This window comes from Paenibacillus sp. Root444D2 (genome assembly GCF_001426375.1).
Taxonomy (GTDB): Bacteria; Bacillota; Bacilli; order Paenibacillales; family NBRC-103111; genus Paenibacillus_E.
In genome coordinates this window covers 192,366-213,137 of sequence record NZ_LMEO01000051.1, presented here as the reverse complement: position 1 = coordinate 213,137, position 20,772 = coordinate 192,366, and the positions used below count along the sequence as shown (strand labels likewise).

The 20,772-nt window shown below is 43.7% G+C and carries 23 protein-coding genes, 1 tRNA gene and 2 pseudogenes; 12 read left to right on the top strand and 14 right to left on the bottom strand.

What is annotated here, in order from left to right:
• Positions 1–2 precede the first annotated feature (2 nt).
• On the top strand, positions 3–1,136 hold the full coding sequence (locus ASD40_RS32460) for a YheC/YheD family endospore coat-associated protein (RefSeq protein WP_057307265.1): 1,134 nt from the start codon (positions 3–5) through the stop codon (positions 1,134–1,136).
• A 46-nt stretch (positions 1,137–1,182) separates the two neighbouring features.
• Here ASD40_RS32460 and ASD40_RS32455 read toward each other — a convergent pair whose 3' ends face one another.
• From ASD40_RS32455 to ASD40_RS32440, 4 genes are all read right to left on the bottom strand, one after another.
• A complete protein-coding gene (locus tag ASD40_RS32455; protein ID WP_057307264.1) occupies positions 1,183–1,557 on the bottom strand; it encodes an ArsR/SmtB family transcription factor in 375 nt (124 codons plus the stop codon).
• Between the two features lie 28 nt (positions 1,558–1,585).
• Positions 1,586–2,584 carry a cation diffusion facilitator family transporter gene (locus tag ASD40_RS32450; protein ID WP_082562600.1) on the bottom strand — a complete coding sequence of 333 codons (999 nt, stop codon included), beginning with the start codon at positions 2,582–2,584 and terminating at the stop codon, positions 1,586–1,588.
• Positions 2,585–2,792: 208 nt separating this feature from the next.
• Positions 2,793–3,017 (bottom strand): spore germination protein, encoded by a 225-nt coding sequence (locus tag ASD40_RS32445; RefSeq protein WP_057307263.1) that lies wholly within the window; start codon positions 3,015–3,017, stop codon positions 2,793–2,795.
• Between the two features lie 75 nt (positions 3,018–3,092).
• Positions 3,093–3,761, bottom strand: coding sequence for an HAD family hydrolase (locus ASD40_RS32440; RefSeq protein ID WP_057307262.1), 669 nt, complete (start codon positions 3,759–3,761; stop codon positions 3,093–3,095).
• 265 nt (positions 3,762–4,026) lie between these two features.
• Between ASD40_RS32440 and nagB the strand changes: the two genes are divergently transcribed.
• From nagB to ASD40_RS32425, 3 genes are all read left to right on the top strand, one after another.
• Positions 4,027–4,755: a glucosamine-6-phosphate deaminase gene (gene nagB, locus ASD40_RS32435; protein WP_057307261.1), complete on the top strand. Its 729-nt coding sequence runs from the start codon at positions 4,027–4,029 to the stop codon at positions 4,753–4,755.
• Complete coding sequence (nagA, locus tag ASD40_RS32430; protein ID WP_057307260.1) at positions 4,752–5,924, top strand: N-acetylglucosamine-6-phosphate deacetylase; 1,173 nt, start codon at positions 4,752–4,754, stop codon at positions 5,922–5,924. Before nagB ends, nagA begins: the two co-directional genes overlap by 4 nt.
• A 177-nt stretch (positions 5,925–6,101) precedes the next feature.
• Positions 6,102–6,860 carry a YdcF family protein gene (locus tag ASD40_RS32425; protein ID WP_057307259.1) on the top strand — a complete coding sequence of 253 codons (759 nt, stop codon included), beginning with the start codon at positions 6,102–6,104 and terminating at the stop codon, positions 6,858–6,860.
• A gap of 384 nt (positions 6,861–7,244) precedes the next feature.
• On the opposite strand, the pseudogene ASD40_RS36800 reads toward ASD40_RS32425, so the two are convergent.
• A pseudogene (locus ASD40_RS36800) lies at positions 7,245–7,595 on the bottom strand (manganese catalase family protein); the annotation flags it as partial.
• Positions 7,596–7,630: 35 nt separating this feature from the next.
• Positions 7,631–7,759 (bottom strand): hypothetical protein, encoded by a 129-nt coding sequence (locus ASD40_RS39180; protein ID WP_268795941.1) that lies wholly within the window; start codon positions 7,757–7,759, stop codon positions 7,631–7,633.
• Positions 7,760–8,175: 416 nt separating this feature from the next.
• On the opposite strand from ASD40_RS39180, the gene ASD40_RS32415 reads away from it, so the two are divergent.
• From ASD40_RS32415 to ASD40_RS32390, 6 genes are all read left to right on the top strand, one after another.
• Complete coding sequence (locus ASD40_RS32415) at positions 8,176–8,427, top strand: helix-turn-helix domain-containing protein (protein ID WP_057307257.1); 252 nt, start codon at positions 8,176–8,178, stop codon at positions 8,425–8,427.
• Between the two features lie 19 nt (positions 8,428–8,446).
• Positions 8,447–8,644, top strand: coding sequence for a hypothetical protein (locus tag ASD40_RS32410; RefSeq protein WP_057307256.1), 198 nt, complete (start codon positions 8,447–8,449; stop codon positions 8,642–8,644).
• Positions 8,641–9,078 (top strand): phBC6A51 family helix-turn-helix protein, encoded by a 438-nt coding sequence (locus ASD40_RS32405; protein ID WP_057307255.1) that lies wholly within the window; start codon positions 8,641–8,643, stop codon positions 9,076–9,078. The genes ASD40_RS32410 and ASD40_RS32405 overlap by 4 nt, the downstream gene beginning before the upstream one ends.
• Entirely contained in the window at positions 9,065–9,853 is a 789-nt protein-coding gene (locus ASD40_RS32400) for a hypothetical protein (RefSeq protein ID WP_057307254.1), read from the top strand. The genes ASD40_RS32405 and ASD40_RS32400 overlap by 14 nt, the downstream gene beginning before the upstream one ends.
• A 113-nt stretch (positions 9,854–9,966) precedes the next feature.
• Positions 9,967–10,797: a helix-turn-helix domain-containing protein gene (locus ASD40_RS32395; protein ID WP_057307253.1), complete on the top strand. Its 831-nt coding sequence runs from the start codon at positions 9,967–9,969 to the stop codon at positions 10,795–10,797.
• Positions 10,798–11,751: 954 nt separating this feature from the next.
• Positions 11,752–12,336: a recombinase family protein gene (locus tag ASD40_RS32390; protein WP_327205316.1), complete on the top strand. Its 585-nt coding sequence runs from the start codon at positions 11,752–11,754 to the stop codon at positions 12,334–12,336.
• Between the two features lie 180 nt (positions 12,337–12,516).
• Here ASD40_RS32390 and ASD40_RS39565 read toward each other — a convergent pair whose 3' ends face one another.
• From ASD40_RS39565 to ASD40_RS32360, 5 genes are all read right to left on the bottom strand, one after another.
• The gene (locus ASD40_RS39565; protein WP_082562598.1) at positions 12,517–12,660 is read right to left on the bottom strand and encodes a lecithin retinol acyltransferase family protein; all 144 of its coding nucleotides are present in this window, start codon (positions 12,658–12,660) and stop codon (positions 12,517–12,519) included.
• A complete protein-coding gene (locus tag ASD40_RS32380; RefSeq protein ID WP_156390259.1) occupies positions 12,653–12,895 on the bottom strand; it encodes a hypothetical protein in 243 nt (80 codons plus the stop codon). The genes ASD40_RS39565 and ASD40_RS32380 overlap by 8 nt, the downstream gene beginning before the upstream one ends.
• Before the next feature lie 504 nt (positions 12,896–13,399).
• The gene (locus tag ASD40_RS32370) at positions 13,400–15,232 is read right to left on the bottom strand and encodes a DUF2357 domain-containing protein (protein ID WP_057307248.1); all 1,833 of its coding nucleotides are present in this window, start codon (positions 15,230–15,232) and stop codon (positions 13,400–13,402) included.
• The gene (locus ASD40_RS32365; protein WP_057307247.1) at positions 15,216–17,192 is read right to left on the bottom strand and encodes an McrB family protein; all 1,977 of its coding nucleotides are present in this window, start codon (positions 17,190–17,192) and stop codon (positions 15,216–15,218) included. Before ASD40_RS32365 ends, ASD40_RS32370 begins: the two co-directional genes overlap by 17 nt.
• A gap of 12 nt (positions 17,193–17,204) precedes the next feature.
• The gene (locus ASD40_RS32360; protein WP_057307246.1) at positions 17,205–18,344 is read right to left on the bottom strand and encodes a hypothetical protein; all 1,140 of its coding nucleotides are present in this window, start codon (positions 18,342–18,344) and stop codon (positions 17,205–17,207) included.
• Positions 18,345–18,548: 204 nt separating this feature from the next.
• Between ASD40_RS32360 and ASD40_RS37635 the strand changes: the two genes are divergently transcribed.
• On the top strand, positions 18,549–18,716 hold the full coding sequence (locus ASD40_RS37635) for a hypothetical protein (protein WP_156390258.1): 168 nt from the start codon (positions 18,549–18,551) through the stop codon (positions 18,714–18,716).
• A 33-nt stretch (positions 18,717–18,749) separates the two neighbouring features.
• Here ASD40_RS37635 and ASD40_RS32355 read toward each other — a convergent pair.
• Positions 18,750–18,829: transfer RNA gene (locus tag ASD40_RS32355), tRNA-Gly, on the bottom strand.
• A gap of 133 nt (positions 18,830–18,962) precedes the next feature.
• Here ASD40_RS32355 and ASD40_RS36790 point away from each other — a divergent pair.
• Positions 18,963–19,156: pseudogene (locus tag ASD40_RS36790) on the top strand (recombinase family protein); the annotation flags it as partial.
• A gap of 172 nt (positions 19,157–19,328) precedes the next feature.
• Here ASD40_RS36790 and ASD40_RS38915 read toward each other — a convergent pair.
• Entirely contained in the window at positions 19,329–19,931 is a 603-nt protein-coding gene (locus tag ASD40_RS38915) for an NUMOD4 domain-containing protein (RefSeq protein WP_057307245.1), read from the bottom strand.
• A 14-nt stretch (positions 19,932–19,945) separates the two neighbouring features.
• Complete coding sequence (locus ASD40_RS32345) at positions 19,946–20,770, bottom strand: AbiJ-NTD4 domain-containing protein (protein WP_057307244.1); 825 nt, start codon at positions 20,768–20,770, stop codon at positions 19,946–19,948.
• Positions 20,771–20,772: the final 2 nt, after the last annotated feature.

The window sequence follows — 20,772 nt, the reverse complement described above, 5'->3', positions numbered from 1 at the left end:
GCTTGTCATCGAAACGACTGGGCGTACTCGCTATCTATTTAAGTAAATCTCGGCTCGAAGAGCTCTCTTACTTTCAGCGGTTAAGTAGGGAGGGAAAGAAACTTGGTGTGCAAGTTGAGGTATTTACCCCGGATGACGTCGAAGATGACAACTCCGTTCGTACGTTGACGTATGATTCCGGTCTGGGGAAATGGATTCGCAAGCGGACTTCTTTTCCACCTATTATTTATGATCGCTGCCGGTATAAAGCGGCCGCAAATTATCAGATGCTCAAAGCATTTCGTAATCAACATGCCAAGCTTACCTATTTAAGTAAACCTTTAGCTAACAAATGGTCGATGCATCAAATCCTTTCAGAGAATGAGAGTATTCGCCCCTATTTACCTGCTACTGTCCGATATAGCTCCGTGCAGGAGCTGCTAAAGGTTCTAAAGAAGCATAAGCTAATCTATGTAAAACCAAAGAATGGCACGGGTGGAAGAGGAATATTACGAATTGAACAGCTCGGTTCTGATCTTTATTTATTACAAGGAAGGAATCAGCAACGAACTATCATCGCTCCATTCCGTGCGACGGAAAAACAGCTTGCAATCAAACTGCATACCCTGAAATTGAGCCCCGATTATGTGGTTCAGCAAGGAATCCAGCTAACACTGAGGGATGGCCGTGTGCACGATTATCGTTTGCTAATTCAGAAAAATGGCCATGGTGAGTGGGAAGTGACTGGTTGTGCGGGCCGTATTGGTCCTCATCGCAGCATCACTTCAAATCTTCATGGCGGCGGGAGTGCAGTCACCCAGGATAAATTGTTAGCCTACCGTTTTTCTTCTGAAGAAAAAATGGATGCAATTAAGAAAGAGATGAACAGCTTCGCGTATAAGCTCGCTAACTATTTGGAAAGTAAATTCGGTAAGTTATGCGAGTTAGGCATGGATATTGCTGTAGATCCCAAAGGAAATATTTGGCTGCTTGAAGTCAATCCTAAGCCATCACGAGAAGTATTTCGCAAAATTGGTCAACATTCGATCTATCAGAAGGCGGTTACAAGGCCACTTGAATATGCTGTCTGGATGATGAAACAAAAGAAAATAAAAATAGAAGAACAACAAATAGAAGAAACAAAAGCCGAATCATAAGGCAAGCAATCGGAAGCGTCAGCTAAAAAACTAGCCAGCTTCCGGCTTACATATGCTGAAGATGCCCCAAAGTCTGAATAAAAATTTGCTCAATATGGTCATCGTCTAGCGAATAAAAGACCGTTTTCCCCACTTTACGTCTTTTGACAATGTGCAAATCCCGCAAGTAGCGGAGCTGATGTGAAACAGCCGACTGCCCCATCGCAAGAAGCGTTGAAAGATCATGTACGCATAGCTCCTTTTGCTGCAGGTAATAGATCATTTTAACCCTTGTCGGATCGCCTAAGGCTTTGAATACCTCCGCAATCCCTACCGCCTGCTCCTCCGTTATTTGAGGTTCCTGTATAAGCTGTACCGAATCAACCCTTATACAAGTACATGTGTCCTCATCTTCAATTGCTTCTATCTCTATTTTTTCCATGATCATCCCTCCTTAGCGTTTTGATTCGTTATACTTTTAGTTCCGGATGGGCGTTAGTCGAATTTTCAATTTGAATAGTAGCGTGAGTGATTTGAAATCGTTCCTCTATTTGATGAATAGCTTTCTGGAGGACTACCTGACTATCATGATCATCGGCAATGAGTAAATGGCAGCTCAGAGAATCAAGGCCTGAAGTAATCGTCCAAATATGTAAATCATGAACATTAATAACACCATCAATGCTCTCCAGTACGTGTTTGACATCCCCATAAGAAACAGTTGCTGGAGTTCCCTCCATCAATATATGGATCGTCGATTTCAGGACAGTCCAAGCCCCCTTAAGAATAAGAAGAGATACAATAATACTAATGATTGGATCCGCCGCATACCAACCGAAGATCAGCATAGCCCCACCGGCTAATATAGCGCCCACAGAGCCCAAAGCATCACCTAGAATATGCAGATAAGCGCTGCGCAGATTGATATTGCCATGCACATCCCCTTTACGCATAAGTGCCCAAGCACTAAGTAAGTTGGCCATTAAACCGACGCATGCAATGAGCATCATTGAACCGCTGGCAACAGTAGGAGGATCCATAAATCGCCCAATTGCTTCCCAGATAATGAGCCCTGCTATTACAAATAGGGTGACAGCATTGAAAAGAGCCGCTAAGATTTCAATTCTATGAAAACCATAGGATTTATGAGCTGATGATGGCTTGGCAGCGAACCAAAGGGCGGTGAGACTCAATACAAGAGAGCCTGCATCACTTAACATATGGCCTGAATCCGAGAGCAGCGCTAAACTATTGGTCCATAATCCCCCTGCAAACTCTAAAATCATGATGCCCGCTGTAATACATAGTGCAATTAGGAGTCCTTGTTTATTTCCGCTGTGGCCATGGTGGTGATGTCCATGATGATGTCCATGGTGAGCGTGATCGTGTCCTTGGTGACCCACGTGACCGCTGCAATTAGAGTGATCTTTGTGTTGATTTGATTGTACTTCAGACTCATGATGCTGCATGGATTTCCCTCCCTGTCTCTCAATCCTTTAGAATGAAATGCTGCCGTTTGCTTTATACATGGCACCACTATATATGAGCAATTGCTCATATATACATAATAGTAAGTTAAACATGCTGATGTCAATATCGTATCTGCAAAAAAAAGATCGATTCATTTGCTCAATTTCACTTGAGCCTGAATCGATCTAACGAATGTTTGTCTAACTGCTATGCCACCGTTGCGGCTTTGTTCGCTCCAGCCTCTATCCCATCCGGGTCAAACGTGATCGTTGCGCTAACTAGCGTATTGGTTACCCCGAAATCTCCCGTTATTCCGCCGCCGCCGCCGGCATAGGATTTGGTTGCACTTGTCGGAGCAAGTATGCCAGTATCGCCATTCACCAGATTTCCTTCATTCCTAATAACGTTTAATATTCCTATAAAAGAAGGCATTCTGATCACCCTTTTTCTATCAAAGTTCTACAGTGTATGCCCATCTAGCCATGTTTGCGACTGCCTAGCCCTTATTTACAAATATTCAAGCAGTTCGGCGAAGCTGCGGATTCGTATATGCGCACCCTCTAGCTCTCCCGACTCACGAAAGCCTGCATAATCGCAAGCCGCTACGGTTAGGTTATTCTGGAGTCCTGCCTCTACGTCGGATGAGCGATCGCCAACCATCCAGGCTGATTGGATATGATGTGTTTCCAGCAGTATTTTTACTAAATCCACCTTAGATCTCGTTCGATATTGCCCTGCACTGTACAATCCTTCAAATAAATGCGCTACACCTTTAGCTTCAATCACATGCCGCACATAATCTTCGAGTCCATTGCTTGCGACAAATAAACGAATTCCTTTACTATGTAAAACTTCTAAGGTTTCAGCTACTCCTTTATAAAGATCGCCTTGCCCCTGCTGCAGTCCCTCCACTTGATACTTGATCAGCAGCTTATCGGCTTCCTGACGAGTTGCCATCTGCTCATTTGGCATGACCCGCTCCCAGATATGCTCGAGAAGCATACCTAGCGCCCCTAAGACTCGTTCTTCCGGTGGAGTCTCACCAGTAAAAAGGCCTTTAGCTCGAAGCTCATCGAACGTCTTATGGTAAGCAGGCAGAAGTAAGGTCTCCGTCTGAAATAATGTTCCGTCCAAGTCAAAAAGCATCGCTTCGGGCTGGTTTCTCTGATTACTCATTATCAAGCTCCTTCTTATGCTCAGTATAGAAAATAATTGTTATGATCTTAGATAAGAATGGCAAACATACCCATGTAAGTCAATATTCATATTTAGGAAAAAGCCTGTTGCCGATAAGAAAAAATTCAGTTATGATTGAAATGAGAGTAATTTGTTTTGAAAATGATATTTTTATGCAAAATACCATCATAATTAATCAAAATAGGCATCACATCTTGCAAATATCCCTATTCGATAACTTATCTTGAAAGTGAGGAAGACGATCATGAATCTTCATATTTTTCAAAATCAACAAGAGCTGAATGAAGCTGGAGCTGGCATTATTACCTCGCTTGTCCAAATGCAGCCTAAAGCGGTATTGGGTCTAGCCACAGGTGGAACACCTGTAGGCGTTTATGAGGAGCTAGTTAAAGCCTACGATAAAGGACGGGTTAGCTTTAAATCCGTCACAACCTTTAATTTGGATGAATATTGCGGTTTACCGGTAGATCACCCAGAAAGTTATCACGCTTATATGCAGCAGCATTTGTTTGCACATATTGACTTACCTGCTGCTAAAGCCCATATCCCAAACGGAAATGCAGCGGATCTAGAAGCGGAATGCGAGCGTTATAACCAACTTTTAGAAGAAGCGAAACAAATCGATTTGCAAATTCTCGGGTTAGGCCATAACGGGCATATTGGTTTTAATGAACCTGATCATTCCTTAATCAGCGGTACACACCGCGTAGAATTAAAAGAGGAAACTCGCGAAGCGAATGCACGTTACTTTAACTCCATCGATGAAGTTCCGACTCATGCCTTAACTATGGGGGTAGGTACTATTTTGAAAGCCAAAACGATCCTCTTGATCGTTCGTGGAGCCGATAAAGCCGAAATCGTACATCGCGCACTTATAGGTCCGATAACAACGGAAATTCCGGCAACCCTTTTGCAAACTCACCCACACCTTGTCGTTCTTCTTGATGCTGAGGCGGGGAGGCTTTTTGAATGAGTGAACTTGTGATTTCGGGGGCTAAAATCGTAACTGAGCAGGGAATCATCGAGCGAGGCATCCTTCATGTGAAGGATGGCTTTATCGCTTTTGTGGGCGATATGTCACAGTGGGACCCGTCTGCTGCCGGTTCTGCTGCTAGGTCAATCGATGCCCATGGCAGCTGGTTGTTGCCAGGGTTCATCGATGTTCATGTTCATGGTGGATACGGCGCCGATTTCATGGATGCGAATCCAGAGACACTTGACATTATTACTCGGTTTCATGCCTTACACGGCACAACCTCCATGCTGGCTACGACGATGACAGCGACTCGAGATGCAATAGATCGGGTCCTTGGTGAAGTAGACCGCTATAAGAACCAGGAGATGCCATATGCTCAGCTGCTCGGCGTACATCTAGAGGGTCCTTTCATCTCACCCAAATGGGCAGGCGCGCAAGATCCGAACCTCATGGTACCGCCTCAGCTCTCATGGATCGAAGACTGGCACGAGCGCTATCCGCAGCTTATGAAGCAGTTGACCCTAGCCCCCGAACGCGAGGGGGGCCTTGAGATGATCGCGTGGCTGCGCGATCATGGCATCGTTGCCGCCTGCGGCCACACGGACTCGACCTATGCCGACATTCAGGCGGCGGTTCGCGAGGGGCTTACGCATGCGGTGCACACCTACAACGCGATGAAGCCGCTGCATCATCGCGAACCTGGAACCGTCGGTGCGATACTCACCGACGAACGTATCAGCGGCGAAGTGATCGCTGATGGGCACCACGTGCACCCAGCAGCGATTCGCCTGCTGGCTATGGTGAAGCAGCCGCATGGCTTGCTGCTGATCACGGACGCCATGTCAGCCGCGGGACTCGGCGACGGGCAGTACAAGCTAGGCGGGCAAGCCGTGACCGTACAGTCGGGCGTAGCCCGGCTGACGGAAGGCGGCGCGCTCGCCGGCAGTACGCTGACGATGATCGAGGCGCTCCGGTTTATGGTGCGCGAGGTCGGTGTCAGCGTCGAAGACGCGAGCCGCTTCGCGAGCGGCAACCCTGCGAGGCTGCTGCGCCTCGAGGGGTCGCACGGCTCGATTGCGCAGGGCAAGCAGGCTGACTTGCTGCTCGTCAGCCCTGAATTAGAGCTCGAACAAGTATGGGTTCGCGGCAAAGAAATTACAGCATAAGTAGGCTTGACACACATATTCGTTGATATAGCCCCGACTTCGTTCTAATCGCGAAGCCGGGGCTTTTTTCATTTCGCCTCTTTGAAGCTCTTGTAAATTTGCAGGAAAGTACCAACTTTTGTCGAAAACCCCTAAAACCATACTTAAGCTTTCATAAGAAAGGGTCTGACACCTGATATGATTTATTTGATAAAAATCGCTTACACCCTATTATTCCCTCCTGGAATTATCATACTTCTACTCTTGGCTATAGCTTTATGGCTGAAGCAAAAAAAGGAGTACCTCGGTACGCTACTTGTGGGTCTAGCCGCACTTCTTTTAGGCGTATCCTCCATGCCTTATTTCGGCAATGCATTACTAAATTCCATTGAAAGAAGGTACACACCACCAGTTCAAGTGTCCGGCGACGTGCTAGTTCTACTAACTGGAGGCGCAACCTTGGAAAATCCAGACCCTCTTACCAAAGGGGAAGGATATCTGACTGGAAACACGGCCGCGCGTGTATTAACTGTTGCTGAGCTATACCGAAGCACAAAGCTGCCTATCCTTTTGTCTGGCGGTCAAGTGTTTCGTGATACGGGCAATGAATCCCAAATTGCCAAACGGCACCTTCTCGCGCTTGGCGTTCCCGAATCATCCATTGCTATGGACGATAAGAGTCGCAATACCGAGGAAAATGCCGTGAATACACAAGCGATTCTCACAGAAAAAGGCTGGAAATCTCCAATTCTCATCACATCTGCCTTCCACATGGCCCGATCCGTTAAGCAATTCCAAAAACTCAAAATAGATGTAGTCCCATATCCTACCGACTATATTTCCCAGCAGAATCAGCTCCTAAGTATCAGCAAATTCATTCCATCCTCCAGCGGTTTATCCACTACAACCATTGCGCTGAAGGAATTCTTAGGCTTGTTTGCAGCTAGGAATAATTAGACGGATATCCTCTTATTGCCACTCATACAATAACAGCACTGGTATTCCTTTTGTATCATTATTCGATTGAGAGTCATCCAGCTTCGTGAGGGCAAATGGGTTATAGTAGTTACCAATGTTGTATTCTCTACAACAATTCACACGTCCAAAGGCTATTTTGCAACTTGAAGTTGTCGTTTGTACAACATTTTGAGCCCATATGTTGCGATATGACCTGTATAGGACCAAATTGTTGTACATGATGCAACAACGAAGGGAGAGAGGCGAGCTTTAGGCACCAATTGTTGCACTTACTACAACTTGCGCACAACAACAAAAAGCAGGCCTCACGGCCCGCTTTTTTATCCCTAAATTAGCTACCTCGTCCTTGTCCGCTCCTCCTTTTTAAAAAACCTTCTGTGCCTCCCGATCATCCTTCAAGATTTCAACAGCTTCTCTAAATCGCAGGGAATGCACAATCTCCCGCTCGCGGAGGAACTTTAGACTGTCCTGCAGGTCAACGTCATCGGTTACATCAATCAACCATTGATAGGTGGCTCTTGCTTTCTCCTCTGCGGCAATGTCCTCATAGAGGTCCGCGATGGGGTCTCCTTTGGCTTGTATGTAAGCGGCTGTCCAAGGTACACCGGATGCATTCTGATAGAAGAGCGCTTTGTCGTGACTTACATAGTGATCGTCGAGACCAGCGGCCTTCAGTTGATCGATGGTTGCGTCTTTTGTAAGCTTATAAACTATTTCTTATATGCAACAAAACAGTAAAAGAATAAGCCCTATTTTACTAAGGCTTTTGATGATAATAACCGTTGTATGAGTTTTTCGAGATCAAGCGTTCCGAACACTTGCACAGTTCCTTTGCCTTCGATGGTCTTCTCAAATGTCAATGTTTTGTCCGTCGTCATGGTCAGATCGCCTCCCCACAATGAGCATATGAAGGTTCACGATTGTCCCATGTTTGTAAAGATTCCTTAATACCCCAAGACTCAGAGATAATACTTTCGTCGCGCTTTTCCACCATGCTGCATCACCATAATATCAAGCTATGTCGAACCACGTTGTCCTGATAACGCTGTCGTACATGCGCGATTTAATATCGATAAGGGATTTTAATTGTGTCGTTATGTAAAAAAGAAAATCATACTTTTTTCAATCACATACTTGTTTGATAGACGAACAGCTCCTTTAGTAAGTGAAGACGGAGAGCATTTCGCCTCTTGTCTTATAAAAACACATGCAAGATTTCCCCCTGTACCTGAGCGCTTCTCCTTAACCGGATAGGCGCTCTTTTTCATTTCACGACAAAAAGAGGTGAATCAATATGAACGGAAACATGATAAGAATCGTTCGCATCCTTCGTGGATTTTCTCAGCGAGAGCTTGGAGATCGCGTCGGCTGTTCTGACGTCTTGATCGCTTATATGGAGAATGGAAAGCGTTCTGTCACGCCGTCAATGAATGCTAGAATCCGCTCTGAGCTTGGATTAACTGATGATGACGTTCGCGAGCTGGACGAGCTTAGCCAATCCCTCAACCGTGGGAACATTCTCGGAAACATTCCACGTTACGAATAATCGAGAGGAGACTCTGACCATGATTGAACGCGTAACAATATGCCGGGACAGAAACATGCCAGTAGCCGCGAGGGTATTGCTCGGGAATGGCACGATACATTATTTCAACTTATCGCCTGATATCAGTCAACGACGAATTTCCGCGCTACTGCCGATGCTCGTTGATCGGGAGCAATATGGCGATGACGTACAACGAAAACGGAGGAAACAGAAATGAAAATCGTCAGAAAAGGTGAGCTGACAAATGAGCAACTCACAGCAATCGAGTATCTTTCCATGCCACGCAACGGAGGACGCTCACTGGAGGAGATCTCGGCAGAGATAGGGATCAGCGTCCGTACTTTATATGATTGGAGATCCTCTGAGGTATTCGCGGTTGAGGTACGTCGCAGGACGATGCAACGCGTCGCTGAACATCTCCCAGCTGTCATGGACACGTTAACTCGGAAAGCGATGGAAGGCTCATCGATCCGCGCAGTCGAAACGTGGCTGAAAGCACAGGGATTGTTATCCGCTGAGATGGTAATCCGTCCGGCAGCGCTGGAAGATGATAGATCAAATGAAAGCATTGAGGCCGAGATCGAGCGCCTCAAAATTGAGTTAGGCGAGATTGATAATAACGAGGAGGAAATAGACAATGAGCAAGATTAAAGAGATCCGATCACTTATCGAGAAAGCGAGCGAAATCCGTGAACACGCGACAGGGAATTATCGCCGCAGCCTCGACAGCTTCCGGAGTGGGAAAGCGCGAATCAGCCGACTTTTTCCCGGAGAAGGCCGCCAGCAAGCAAACAGCATTTTCGACCGCAAGAGTCGCCGTGAGCTGTTCCGCATGATCCAAAATGAAACGAATCAGTACAGGAGTGCTCTGAGATCCGCCGCCGCAGCTGCCGAGCAGATCGCTCACAGCGCCGCACCTCGTCCATCCGATGAGATCGTCGAACGCTTCGAGAACCGCCTCGCAGACGTGCGGACGGAGATCCTGATCGCCCCGACTCCTGAGAGAGCCAGCGAACACCTCCGCTCCTTCATTGGATCAATCAATGATCCGTGGGCAGCAATGCGAGTTAAACAGGAATACGGATCGTTAGTGGCTCCAATCATTGCAGCAGCCGGGACACAGGCCGGATCCTTCAAGATGCAGCTTTCCAGCGCGTTCGAGGAGCTGAAAGCTCAGGCATTGACCGCGGAGGCACGTCAGGCGGTCGAGCTGCATGAGACAGCCGAGGCCATGCTGCAAAGTCGAATCTATCCGCAGATTGTCAAAGACACGATCTCGCAGGAGATGGGATGGAGAGTGGCCTCGTTCGTGGATTCGCCGGACGATTATTTCACGGCTCAGGAGTTTGTTGAGGACGAACAGAAAAGCAAAGACGAGGAGCTGCAACTCGAAATAGCGATGAGCTTCGCAGAGAGCCGCAGATAAACGCGCCGGGGGAGAAATCCTCTGGCTCTTTTTTTGTCTGAACGACACAGGAGACATGTTAATTCGATATTGGAATCGTGAATCAAACAGTTTTAAGACGGAGGAGATAGACCATGAGAATCAGAAAATCGCAAATTACAGAAGGAGTCAGCCTCGAAACAGGTGAACTCGGCCTCCACATCCCTTTTGGGAGTGGAATCCGCTGGACGACTCCAGAACAGCGAGAGGCTTTTAAACAAAAGAAGGAACGCCAGCGAACCCCCGGTCGAGATCGAGAATTTGTCTTTACTGATATGGACGAGATCCGCGCCGTTATCGAAGTACTGAACGAAACAGAGTGCGGTCGCCTCCTATTCCTTCAAACGTTTGTCGAGAGGAACACGAATCGGCTCGTCAAAGGTAAAAAGCCGATGAGTAAACGCGATATAAAGGAGACGCTCGGCCTCGACGATAAAAGTTTCGGAGCGTTCTTCAATGCAATGGAGCGGTATAGAATAGTTATCTCCGTCGAAAATGGAGGCTTTGCCATAAACGACCGATACCATTTCAGCGGAAAAACGGATAATACACATGTGATAAAATCGTTCTCGACTCGCGTCCGTGATCTTTATGGGAAATACGATCCGCGCGATCTCGGCTTTATATTTAAGCTCCTGCCGTTCGTACATTATTGGACGAATACAATCTGTCGGAATCCGAACGAGCCTGAAATCGAAAGTATTGAGGCGCTTTCAAAGCAGGAAATCGCTGAAATAACCGGGATGAACGAAAGCACCGTCTATCGTAAAATATCGAGACTCCAATTTGACGGAATGTTCGTCCTCGCGGAAGTCAAGCGAGGGAAAGAACGTTTTTACAAATTGAATCCATTCGTCTTTTATCGTCAATTCGGTGAGGCTCCGGTGACGCTCCGAGCCGACTTCCTGATAAAATCTCGCCGCTAACATCGTGCATTTACCCCCTAAAATCAGGCTAACATCGTGCATTTATCCCTATGCGAAAATCAGCGTTTTTCCTTACAGCGGCAAGGAATTCAGCATTTTTCCATCCGGACTTTTCTCTTTATCTTGATAAATCTTTTATCTAACAGAGTTGAGGATATGAAGGGATATCCGTTCTATTATCTCCTCAGCCTCCGGCCTCGTCGTGGCGACTCGCTTCGCTCGCGCCATGCTATTATGAACACTGTCCTTTATTCGTTAACAAACGAAACGGAGAAAAGAAATAATGCTATCGACGAAGCCGGAGGCTGAGGAGAAAGCGAGCGGAGCGAGCTTATGATAGGCTGAAAAAGCCGCAAGAGCTGCCGAATACTTCCGGTTTCATTAAACATCGGGGGTATGGACACGTATTTCAAATTTATGCTATATTGGAGGCCGATCCGTACTATGTGCGTGTTCGCTTACAGGGGAAGGTCGCTGATTCGTTCAGCGGCCTTTCGCCGCTTATACTGAGGAGCGAACTTATAGAAACAGAAAAGGGAGCGTCACTCAGAGGAGTGCCTCCCTTTTCCGGAACATTACGATTAGTCCTTTCTGCGAGCCAGCTCCACGATCATGACTATGAGCGTAAGCAAAGCGATGAGTTCTGAAACACTCATTCAGCTCTCCTCCATCTTAATAGGATAGCTCTTCAGTCCGGCTTCTCCTCTCCCAAGGAGATCATTCCGCTCTATGAATATGTATGTAGAGAGAGCAAATAAGATGCCATTTATGTCCGTTTTCAGAAATCCTGCCAAAGACCAGATCAGTTAAGGGATCCATCTCCCTTAAACGGTGATTTCCGGGAAACATCTTCCAGCAGTCTAGGGATCGCCGAAAACAGCTATTTTCCCTTCCCAATATCCGTCCCTAAATCATTTTCCCTATACTTGACATAATAAACGTTTTAGGGAATACTTGGTATATACATATCGGGAGGGAAACAAAATGGCCAAAATTGGATATGCTCGCGTAAGTACAAGCCAGCAGAGCCTCGCTCTCCAGCTCGACGCATTGAAAGCAGAAGGATGCGAACGGATTTTTCAAGAGAAGGAAAGTGGACGGAATGATGACCGGGAGGAGCTGGCTGCTTGCCTCGACTATCTCCGTCCCGGTGACACGCTTATCGTCTATAAACTCGATAGGCTAGGACGTTCCACAGCAAAGCTCGTCAACCTCGTTGATGACTTGAATAAGCGCGAGATAATGTTCGCCAGTGTCACTGACAAGATTGACACGTCCACAGCTATGGGGAAAGCGATGCTCACGATCCTGAGCGCGTTCGCCCAGCTAGAGGCAGATCTCATCAGGGAACGGACGAGAGACGGATTAGAGGCCGCTAGAGCGCGCGGACGTGTGGGAGGCCGTAAGCCACAGGACAGCGACAAGCTCGCTCAGGCACTCAAACTCCACGCATCCATGCAGTACACAATCAAACAGATACATGAGATGACTCAAGTCAGTAAATCCGTTCTATATCGTGCGATAAAAGCTCAGTCCTAAGTGGCTGGGTTTTTGCTTTGTCAAGGGGGTATGCACGGGGGAGCCACCCCTTTTAGCGCCCAGCTCAACCACACCGAGAATTTTTATGAAATTTTTCAGATTACGGGGAAAGACAAAGAAAAAGACGAATCTGGATCCATCTCCATTTTCGTCATTCACGTCATTTCTTCGCTGGAGGCGTTAATTACTCCCATTCCTACACCATCTTACAAAATGCTCGCAATTATTTACAGACAGCTTATAGCTGGACTCGCTTTTACGGGAATATGCACGGCGCACAACTTCATCGTTTCTGTAGCTGAAGGGACTATATTTATCAGACATTTTGTACACGGTCTCTTCTAACGCAAACCTTTCTATACTCGATTTCGCCTCCAAAGAATCCGAACGTCTCCCAGATCAACTGGCCAGACTCGTCAAGCTCTCGGATCATAACTCTCCCATCCTCCAGCGCAACGATCTCAACGTTCGGACTTGGCGGATTATTCAACTGCTCCCTCGCTTGAGCCTTCGCGCGGCGCTCACGGTCGTTATTCGGTTCACTTCGTCCGATCATCATTTAACCACCTCATCAAATTCTTTCTGAGCCAGTTTCTCCAAGCACCTGATGTTCTTAGAGCTATTCAATTTGCAATAAAAACATTTGTATTTCAAGCTTTTTCGTTGCGTATTTCGGAACAGGGAACGATATATCAAAAGTATTCAATCTCGAATTCAAATGGAAAATTTCGACTTCCGGTTTTGCGTTGAAAGTATTTTCAGTTCTTCGGGATCGGCGTTCTTTATACTCCTCAGGCTTCGCCCTCGTCGTGGCGACTCGATTTGCTCGCGCCATGCAATTTTATTAAATCCTTTCCTTTATTCGTTAGATATAAACGAAATAGAAAGGTTGATATTCAATGCTGTCGACGAGACCTAAGGCTGAGGAGAAAACGAACTGAGCGAATCTATAAATCTCACGACTAAACGTTCCGGAAATGAAAACATTAAATAAACACAAAAAACAGCATCCAATAACAAATGTAGATGCTGTTTTTGTTTACAGTATAATAATGTTTTTCAGTTACAAAATACGGTCTAGCATTCCATCCATAAACTCAATAACTGCTTGTAAATGCTCTAGTATCGCTGAATATTCTTGTCCCGGATTCATTGGGATGATTCTAATTGAATCATCGATAAGATGAAGATGACTTTGCCATTCGTCTCTCGCTTCTGCGTATAACGCCCACACCTCACGAACCGGCCTAGGACTGAGTAGTTCTCGAATATGCCTTCCTTTTTCTTCACCATATAAATATTTGGAGTTGCTGTCTCGTTTATATGCTATCAGCTGCTCCATCTCTCCGAGTCGAGACATCGAGTTATACTTACCATTCTTCCAGAAGTTGTTGATCGGGCGATACTTAAAATCTATGATCAGGCTTCCGACATATACTTCATTCTTATAAAAATCCATCCTCCCATCTGGTCTATTATGCTTACCCATATAGAGTGGTGCCCTCTCCAAATTGGTTCCACTACTCGCAAGCGGAAGTACTCCGTCATAAACGTAATGAATAAGCAAATCTCCCTTACTCAATACTATCTGCTCACCGCTCGGTAGATAAGGGATTAACAAGATCTTGTCCTCCTGAACAGCTTGGTCAAAAACCCAACCTGATATTGGCTGGAAACCGAAATCTCTTAAAAGTTTTAAAATTTGAAGAAATCCCCACATTTCATACAGTTTATCGGTTCGCTTCCACTGATACGTGAAGGCTGGATCAATAGTTACCTCAAGCTCATCATCGTTAAGATCCCGATGAAGTTGAAACAACGCACGATATCTAGAATCTGATAATAAATTGTGAGGGATATGCGTGAACGTTTTGTTTGTAATTTCTTGATACCAAGACGCATGAACAATCATCTGAAAGCCTATCTTCATCCGATGTACCAACTGTCTGTAATCCTCTAACAAAATGGTTACTCGTTCTTTCTCCACTAATTCCCTTCTAGTGCTCTCTTGAAATTGAAAACGCTGCAGCTCCTTTAACTCATTTATAACTCGCTCGTTATAATTGTCCAATGAATCCACAAACTGATTCAGCAGTGTCAGAACGTTTCGTATTATAAATTTGACCCAACGGTTCTCCGGCAAATCATAATCAATTGAGCTAAATGGAGTTAGTAGTTGATCCTCATAAAAGGATTTCGTTTGCGCCGTTCGCACTGTAACATGGTCAACCTGACTTGCGCGGTTCTCCCTCGTCCAACGATAATCCTTTTTAATTCTATAGTTGGCTTTCTTATAAATATCCGTTAATGCAGCCATAACAGATGGATAATGTTTTTTAATAGTCATAAATTGTCTTAGAAGGTGCGGAGGCAGTGCTTTAAAATCGTTATCTGCAGGTGAATACACCTTTTTTACGAAATCGATTGCAAGACCTTTCACAACATCTTCCAATTCTTCTTTCATCAGCTTTAACTGATCATCTGTCACCTGTTTCGGACGTACTGTAAAAGGAAGGTAATAAGTAAATTCGCCTGTTATTACCTTTGCCAAATATGAACCTGGAATTAGTGGGTAATAATCCTTCGCATACAAAACGATGGGAATAGCAGAAGGCTGCAGAAAAACGTCACCATTCTCATCGATTTCCAGATTCTCGTTTGAGAGGGATTCTAAACCATACATATAAAATCTAGCATTATTATCATTAGCCTGAAACAAAATGCTGACCGGTTTGTTCTCTTTCAACTCGAAGGAAATCACATCATCTAAAATGTATTCATTTGTATAAAATTGTTGTACCTTTACTGGTTGTTCATAATCATAAAGAAAAGAGAGGTCGACGGAACCTAGTGAGATCACTTCAGCCATAGGTTCGGAATTATACAGTAAAGCCATTGACCTTCAACTCTTTCGCTTTTTGTAATAATACACTTTTGGTTCTCTTGAAGTTAGAAACGTCGCTGTATCGTTCTATCCGTTCGTAAAAAGACCCTTCAACCCTATCCTCTGCAACTTTTCCAATAAGCCCTTTCAACAATCCCTCCGGACCCCTTAGTTTTGTTAAAATACGTTGCACCACTTGAATGTCAAACGCCTCTTCACGACTTAGGAATGTGTTTAAAGGAAGATTTTTAATATAATGGTCAATCTGCTTCACCACACGCGGTCCGATACCTAAGTTTTTATTTTCAATTTGCATGATCGTGTGCAATTCCCATAAAAGATTTAATTCATCATCATTTAAAGATACTGGGCTTTCTTGCTTTTTGAATTTACTGTACTGCTCATAGGTGTATGGTTTACGAGTTCTCTCTTTTGCTTCTCGAGTGTTTCGATTTTTAAGCATGGAATACGGCTGCACATCTAGTGTTATGACATTCGCACGGTCGAGTACTTTGTCTGAAAAATGATACGTCGATTCATCCAAATTTACTGTACCGACAAACACAACGTTACCACCTATATTTATCTCTGGCCCGTATTGTGCCGAGTTATAGATTTGTTGTGCAATGCGATCACTATAAAGTCTTAGCATACGACGATTTGGTTCCATTTCTAATACTGAAAGAAACTGAGAGAAGTAATGTTCAACACGAGAAAGGTTCATCTCATCGAAGCAGATTATGAATAACTTGTTCCGCTCTGATTGCGCTTGGAATAAAGCGTCAATAAGAGAGGAATTACTAGGACGGAATAACATGTTTTTGGTGTCCACATATCCGAGTAAATCCGCATCGTCAGCCCATGACGGCCGTACTGGAACAAAAACTAGTTGACTGGCATCAAGCCCAAGCGCTCTGCCATAAGCTTGCACCAGACGTGACTTCCCAGTTCCGCTCATACCAGCAAGTATCGTCAGAGCATTCGATTTCATTGCAGTATGGAAATTATACAAATCCTTTTCGCTATATTGAAGCCCCATTTCCCGTGTTATCTGGATGAAATGCTCCATAAATTCTTCTTCTTTATCAAGGAGTTCCTCTTCTATTGCCATATTACTATCATCCTTATCGTCTTCCTTATCTTCCTTCTTCATTCTTTCTTCTTCCATTATGATAGTCACTTTAGGCTCCTCTGGCTGAATTGTTTCGCGAAGAACATCAACAATTGGACGTACAGCCTCAAGCTCCTTTTCTATCTCTGAGTACGCCTCTTGATCCATAAACAATAACGTTTGATCACCTTCTAGGTATACCCTATCCAACCAGTTGGTATATTGAATCTCTCTCACTCCGCTATTCGAGACAAACGAAAAGCCACCGTGTGCATATTCGTGTTTATCGAACAGTCCATAAGCAGTAAATGAAGTATCCTCTTTCCAAAGCACTAATGACGGAGTATCATCCGGTTCTATTGAAATGCCATCAGCTGTTCCAACATACTTCCCTTGCATTAAGGATTCAACAAATTCTTCTTGTGACATCTTATGTACCATTTCAGTGAAAATAGGTACCGCTTTAAATTTTTGGTTCACCTTAAAGCTTTCCAATTTTGGGATAAGGCGAATGTCTGTCGCAATAAATACTTCTTCGCGATTACTGAGAATCTTTTTACCCGGCTTAAACAAAACAAGACTATCCATCAAAAATTCCGTTAGATCATTTATCCGATTAAATTCATGATTTTGGTAATTCTCTTCAAATCCATATTTTTCAAGTTCACTCGAATAACATGTAAAAAGCACTTGATTTCGAGGAAAGCTTTCAGGTGTCTCATTTATCACTTTAATGAAAAATTGCAAATAGTTCTGAGAGTTGATAAATACCGCTTTATGTCGCCCAATGCTTTCAAAGACTTCTTCATTTGTTGAAAGTACACCTAAAAAATCGACGTCCCACTTTTTCCGCTGTAACATTTAAATTCCTCCTTAATGTGAATTACAGTAATTTTTCAATTCGTTGTACGTACTGAAGCCCATTACCTTTGTTCCATATTTCTTATTTAACAAACTCTGTTTTTGAGCAGACAATTTGAATGTTAAAAACCAAATTTCGTCTGAATGATCTAACGAATCAGTAAGCATAATTTGTTCTAATTGGTTAGGCATAATTAAATGGATATTAGTTGATTCACGAGTTTTTAATCCGTCTGGCATATTTCTATCGATTATCATGACCGACCTTTTTGGTACCAACTTTTCATTTTTTTCTAACAAGTTTTTTTCCTCAGTTACTTCTTTCAAATGCTGATTTAAATTAGCCGTTTCGTTTTTTAGTTCAACTTGCTCTTGTTGCGATTGTCTTAATTCTTCTTGAAGTTCTTGATATTTAGTAATCCAAACATTTGTCTCATCTTTTCTCGTTTTGTTCTCTTTCTCTAGCCTTTGTATCGTTTTGTCTGCCTCATTTTTGTCTCCTTCAACTTGGCTGATTTTCTTTTTTAAGTCTCTGTTTATTTTAAGAGCTTCTTTTTTCTCTTCTTGAAGCTTCTTAATTTGTTCTTGAATTATCTTGTTTTCTTCCCTAAATCGCTCAAGTTCATTTAGTAATTCTTGCCTCTCTTCTAGATCGAATATCGTAACTTTTGATTCCGTATCTTCTGCCTCCAATACGAACTCCGATCGATCGTCATCATTTATTACTTCTGCCATAATCTTTTCATGAAGTTGTATCCCCTTGTTAATCGGCACTTGATCATTCTGGATCATCAGATACATGATCATCTCATTCACAGTTATACTGTCGAAAGCTTGAATCTCTTCCCAGATTACGTCAGCATCCTTCACGCTTAGCGCTTTCATCGCTTCTTTGTTTTTTGGATTAGTTAGTTCGTTGGATTTGCGGAGGAAAACCTTCACTTTGTTAGTGTTTTGTGGTTTGTTTAATTCAGTTTCAATTCGACTTCGGAACAAACGTATTTGATCTGTTTTTAATTTACTTATATCGCTAATCCCTTTGACTGCTATTCTTAACTTAGAAGTTAAAGTTTGGTTGATACCGCATATTAGGCTCACAATACTTTTATCAGACAACTCATTGAAGAACCACTTCCAGACATCTTTCTCCATTTTTTTCTCCTTTAATGTTGTAATTTATTTTTGGCATTGATAACGATTATAGTCGAAATCTATCAAATTAGAAATAAATAATGTCACTAATCAAATTTTCACTCCTTCGACCTGGCACTAGAGCGTCGTTTTCTTCCTATACAGGTGCATTAAGTAGACGTTCCCCCCGGGCACAAAAAATTTTTAATAGAGGAGAGTAATTTCATGAATAGGATGATTTCGCTGCCTCGAGGTTACTGGACATGGATTGGAAGCTATCTACGGTACGATGGAAAAGATACTATTAACCGCGTTACACGTCTCGTATGTCCTTATCCGAAAAACTCCCGTACAAAAAAAGCGTCCTCGGAAGTAGAGGCGCTTTTGCTTTAATATGAAAAGCTCGAACCGAAGTCCGAGGTTTAATGAGGGTGACGTGACTCGAACCCGTACGGTTTTACCCACTAGTTTGGTAAACTAGCGTGTCTGCCATTCCACCACACCATATATGAATGACACATTGCATTGCAATTGCTTTTTATCATAAAAAAACCATTTATAAAGAATGAGTTGCAAGAAAGATAAATAGTAACTTTGTGAAGATCTTGAAACGTAGCTCCGCCTGACGGAGCTGAACGGATCTACTCGGAGAAGTTTACTGGAACAAAGAAGGATCGCCAAGAATTTCAGTAGCTCCTTAGTAATCTAAAGGCTGGAGATACACTTATCGTAACTAAACTGGATCGTTTCGTGAGATCGACAGTCGACGCGATCACAACGGTTAAAGAATTATTTAATCGTACGTATTAAACATGGGTATGATCGAGGATACAGGAGGTACTACCCTCGCTTCTTCATATGTAAATGCCTCGATTCACTTAACGGGATGTACATGATCCCGTTCGGCAGCTGCTCGCCATCGTCCGTCATTATGGTTACGTTCTGTCGAGAGTGCGTAGCATGTAGTAATTATAATCGAAGTGTATCCGCTACCTCGCACACACCCTATTCGCCGCGATAATCACATTCTGGTAAACGACGCTCAAACGCCTTTTCCCATAACTCTTTTGTTAGGAAGTTTTGGGATTTTCCGTCCTTAGATAACTTAACCCACTTAAAGCCGTATCCATCTCCTTCTCGCTCTCGAAAACGGTTTCTGGCTATGCTGAAAACTCGTCCAGATACAGTTATTTCATATAGCCCTTCATAGCCCTTAATCGGTGCCCGCTCTTCGTCCAGCACGTTTATACCCCCATTTATTGATTTAGCCTCGAGATTCAGATCCGCTTCTTCATGCTTGTCCTTAACAAGAGATTGAATGACTTCCGTCCGTTCGCAGAATGTATAGTATGTCTTATAGCCAAATTGTGGCGACTTCTGTTTATAGACCTTCACCAGCTCACGCAGCACCTCAAGAATGGAACCATCGTCGTGTCCGGTTTTTTGAAGCGCTGCAATCAAGAAGCCTCGTTCCGCATCCCAGCTCATAACGTCGTTCACACTAGACTCCATTTCATCAATTAGCAGTGGCGGTAGATTATCTAACTGCTCACGCGCTTGATCCTCAGCGCGGCGCTCGCGTTTGTTCAGTGGTTCGCGTCCGATCATTGAATATCACCCCTTCACAATTGGATTCCTGATTTTGCCGATTTAACTAGTAGATAATTTATAAAGGCTGAACAGGAAACTAGCATAAATTGGGCATCTTCAAAGTCCAGATCTGAATCTTCTAATAATGAATGCCGTATTCCATTGGCATCGCTCGTATACCCATATAATTGGCTTAGTGCACCATTTAGAGCTCCATGAATTTTTACTTTATCATCTTTTTTTATTTTCTTTAATGCTTCACCTAAAGTGGCTGAATCATCTTTTGAAATGATTTTACATAAGGCTTCTACCGCTGAAATGGATTCTTTTATTGAATTTCGATAATCAGGCTGAGACCTATCAGATAACTTACGTAAAGCATCTTTAAGGTGAGTTCTTACGGGCGCTAAATGTTCTGTATTATTTATCGTTTCGTATATGCTATTGATCTCACTTTCGCTAGTTATAGGTGTAATCAAGCCATCCAAAAAGCGGTAAGCTGCTTGTTCCCTAGTGAGTACTTTATTACACTGTTCTTGGAAGAATGTGTAATTTGGCCCTTCAGATTGAACCTCAACGGTAAATTCAAGAAAATCATAAACTACATACCAATCAAAATCGAAAAATAAACTTCTAAGTATTTTTCCATGCTCACCTGCTCTAATTCCATCATCCAGTGGTACATTAAGGAACTCCTTATAAACATGAATTAAAAAAGAGGGTGCAAATGCTCCAGTCCGTATCCAAAAATCATTAAAAAAAACATTCCACAAACCAGTTCTTAATGCCTCGTCCATACCTTCTCTTTGAACTTCTTTAATTTTGTTAATGCCTATTCTTTGCGAAAATCTAGACAAAT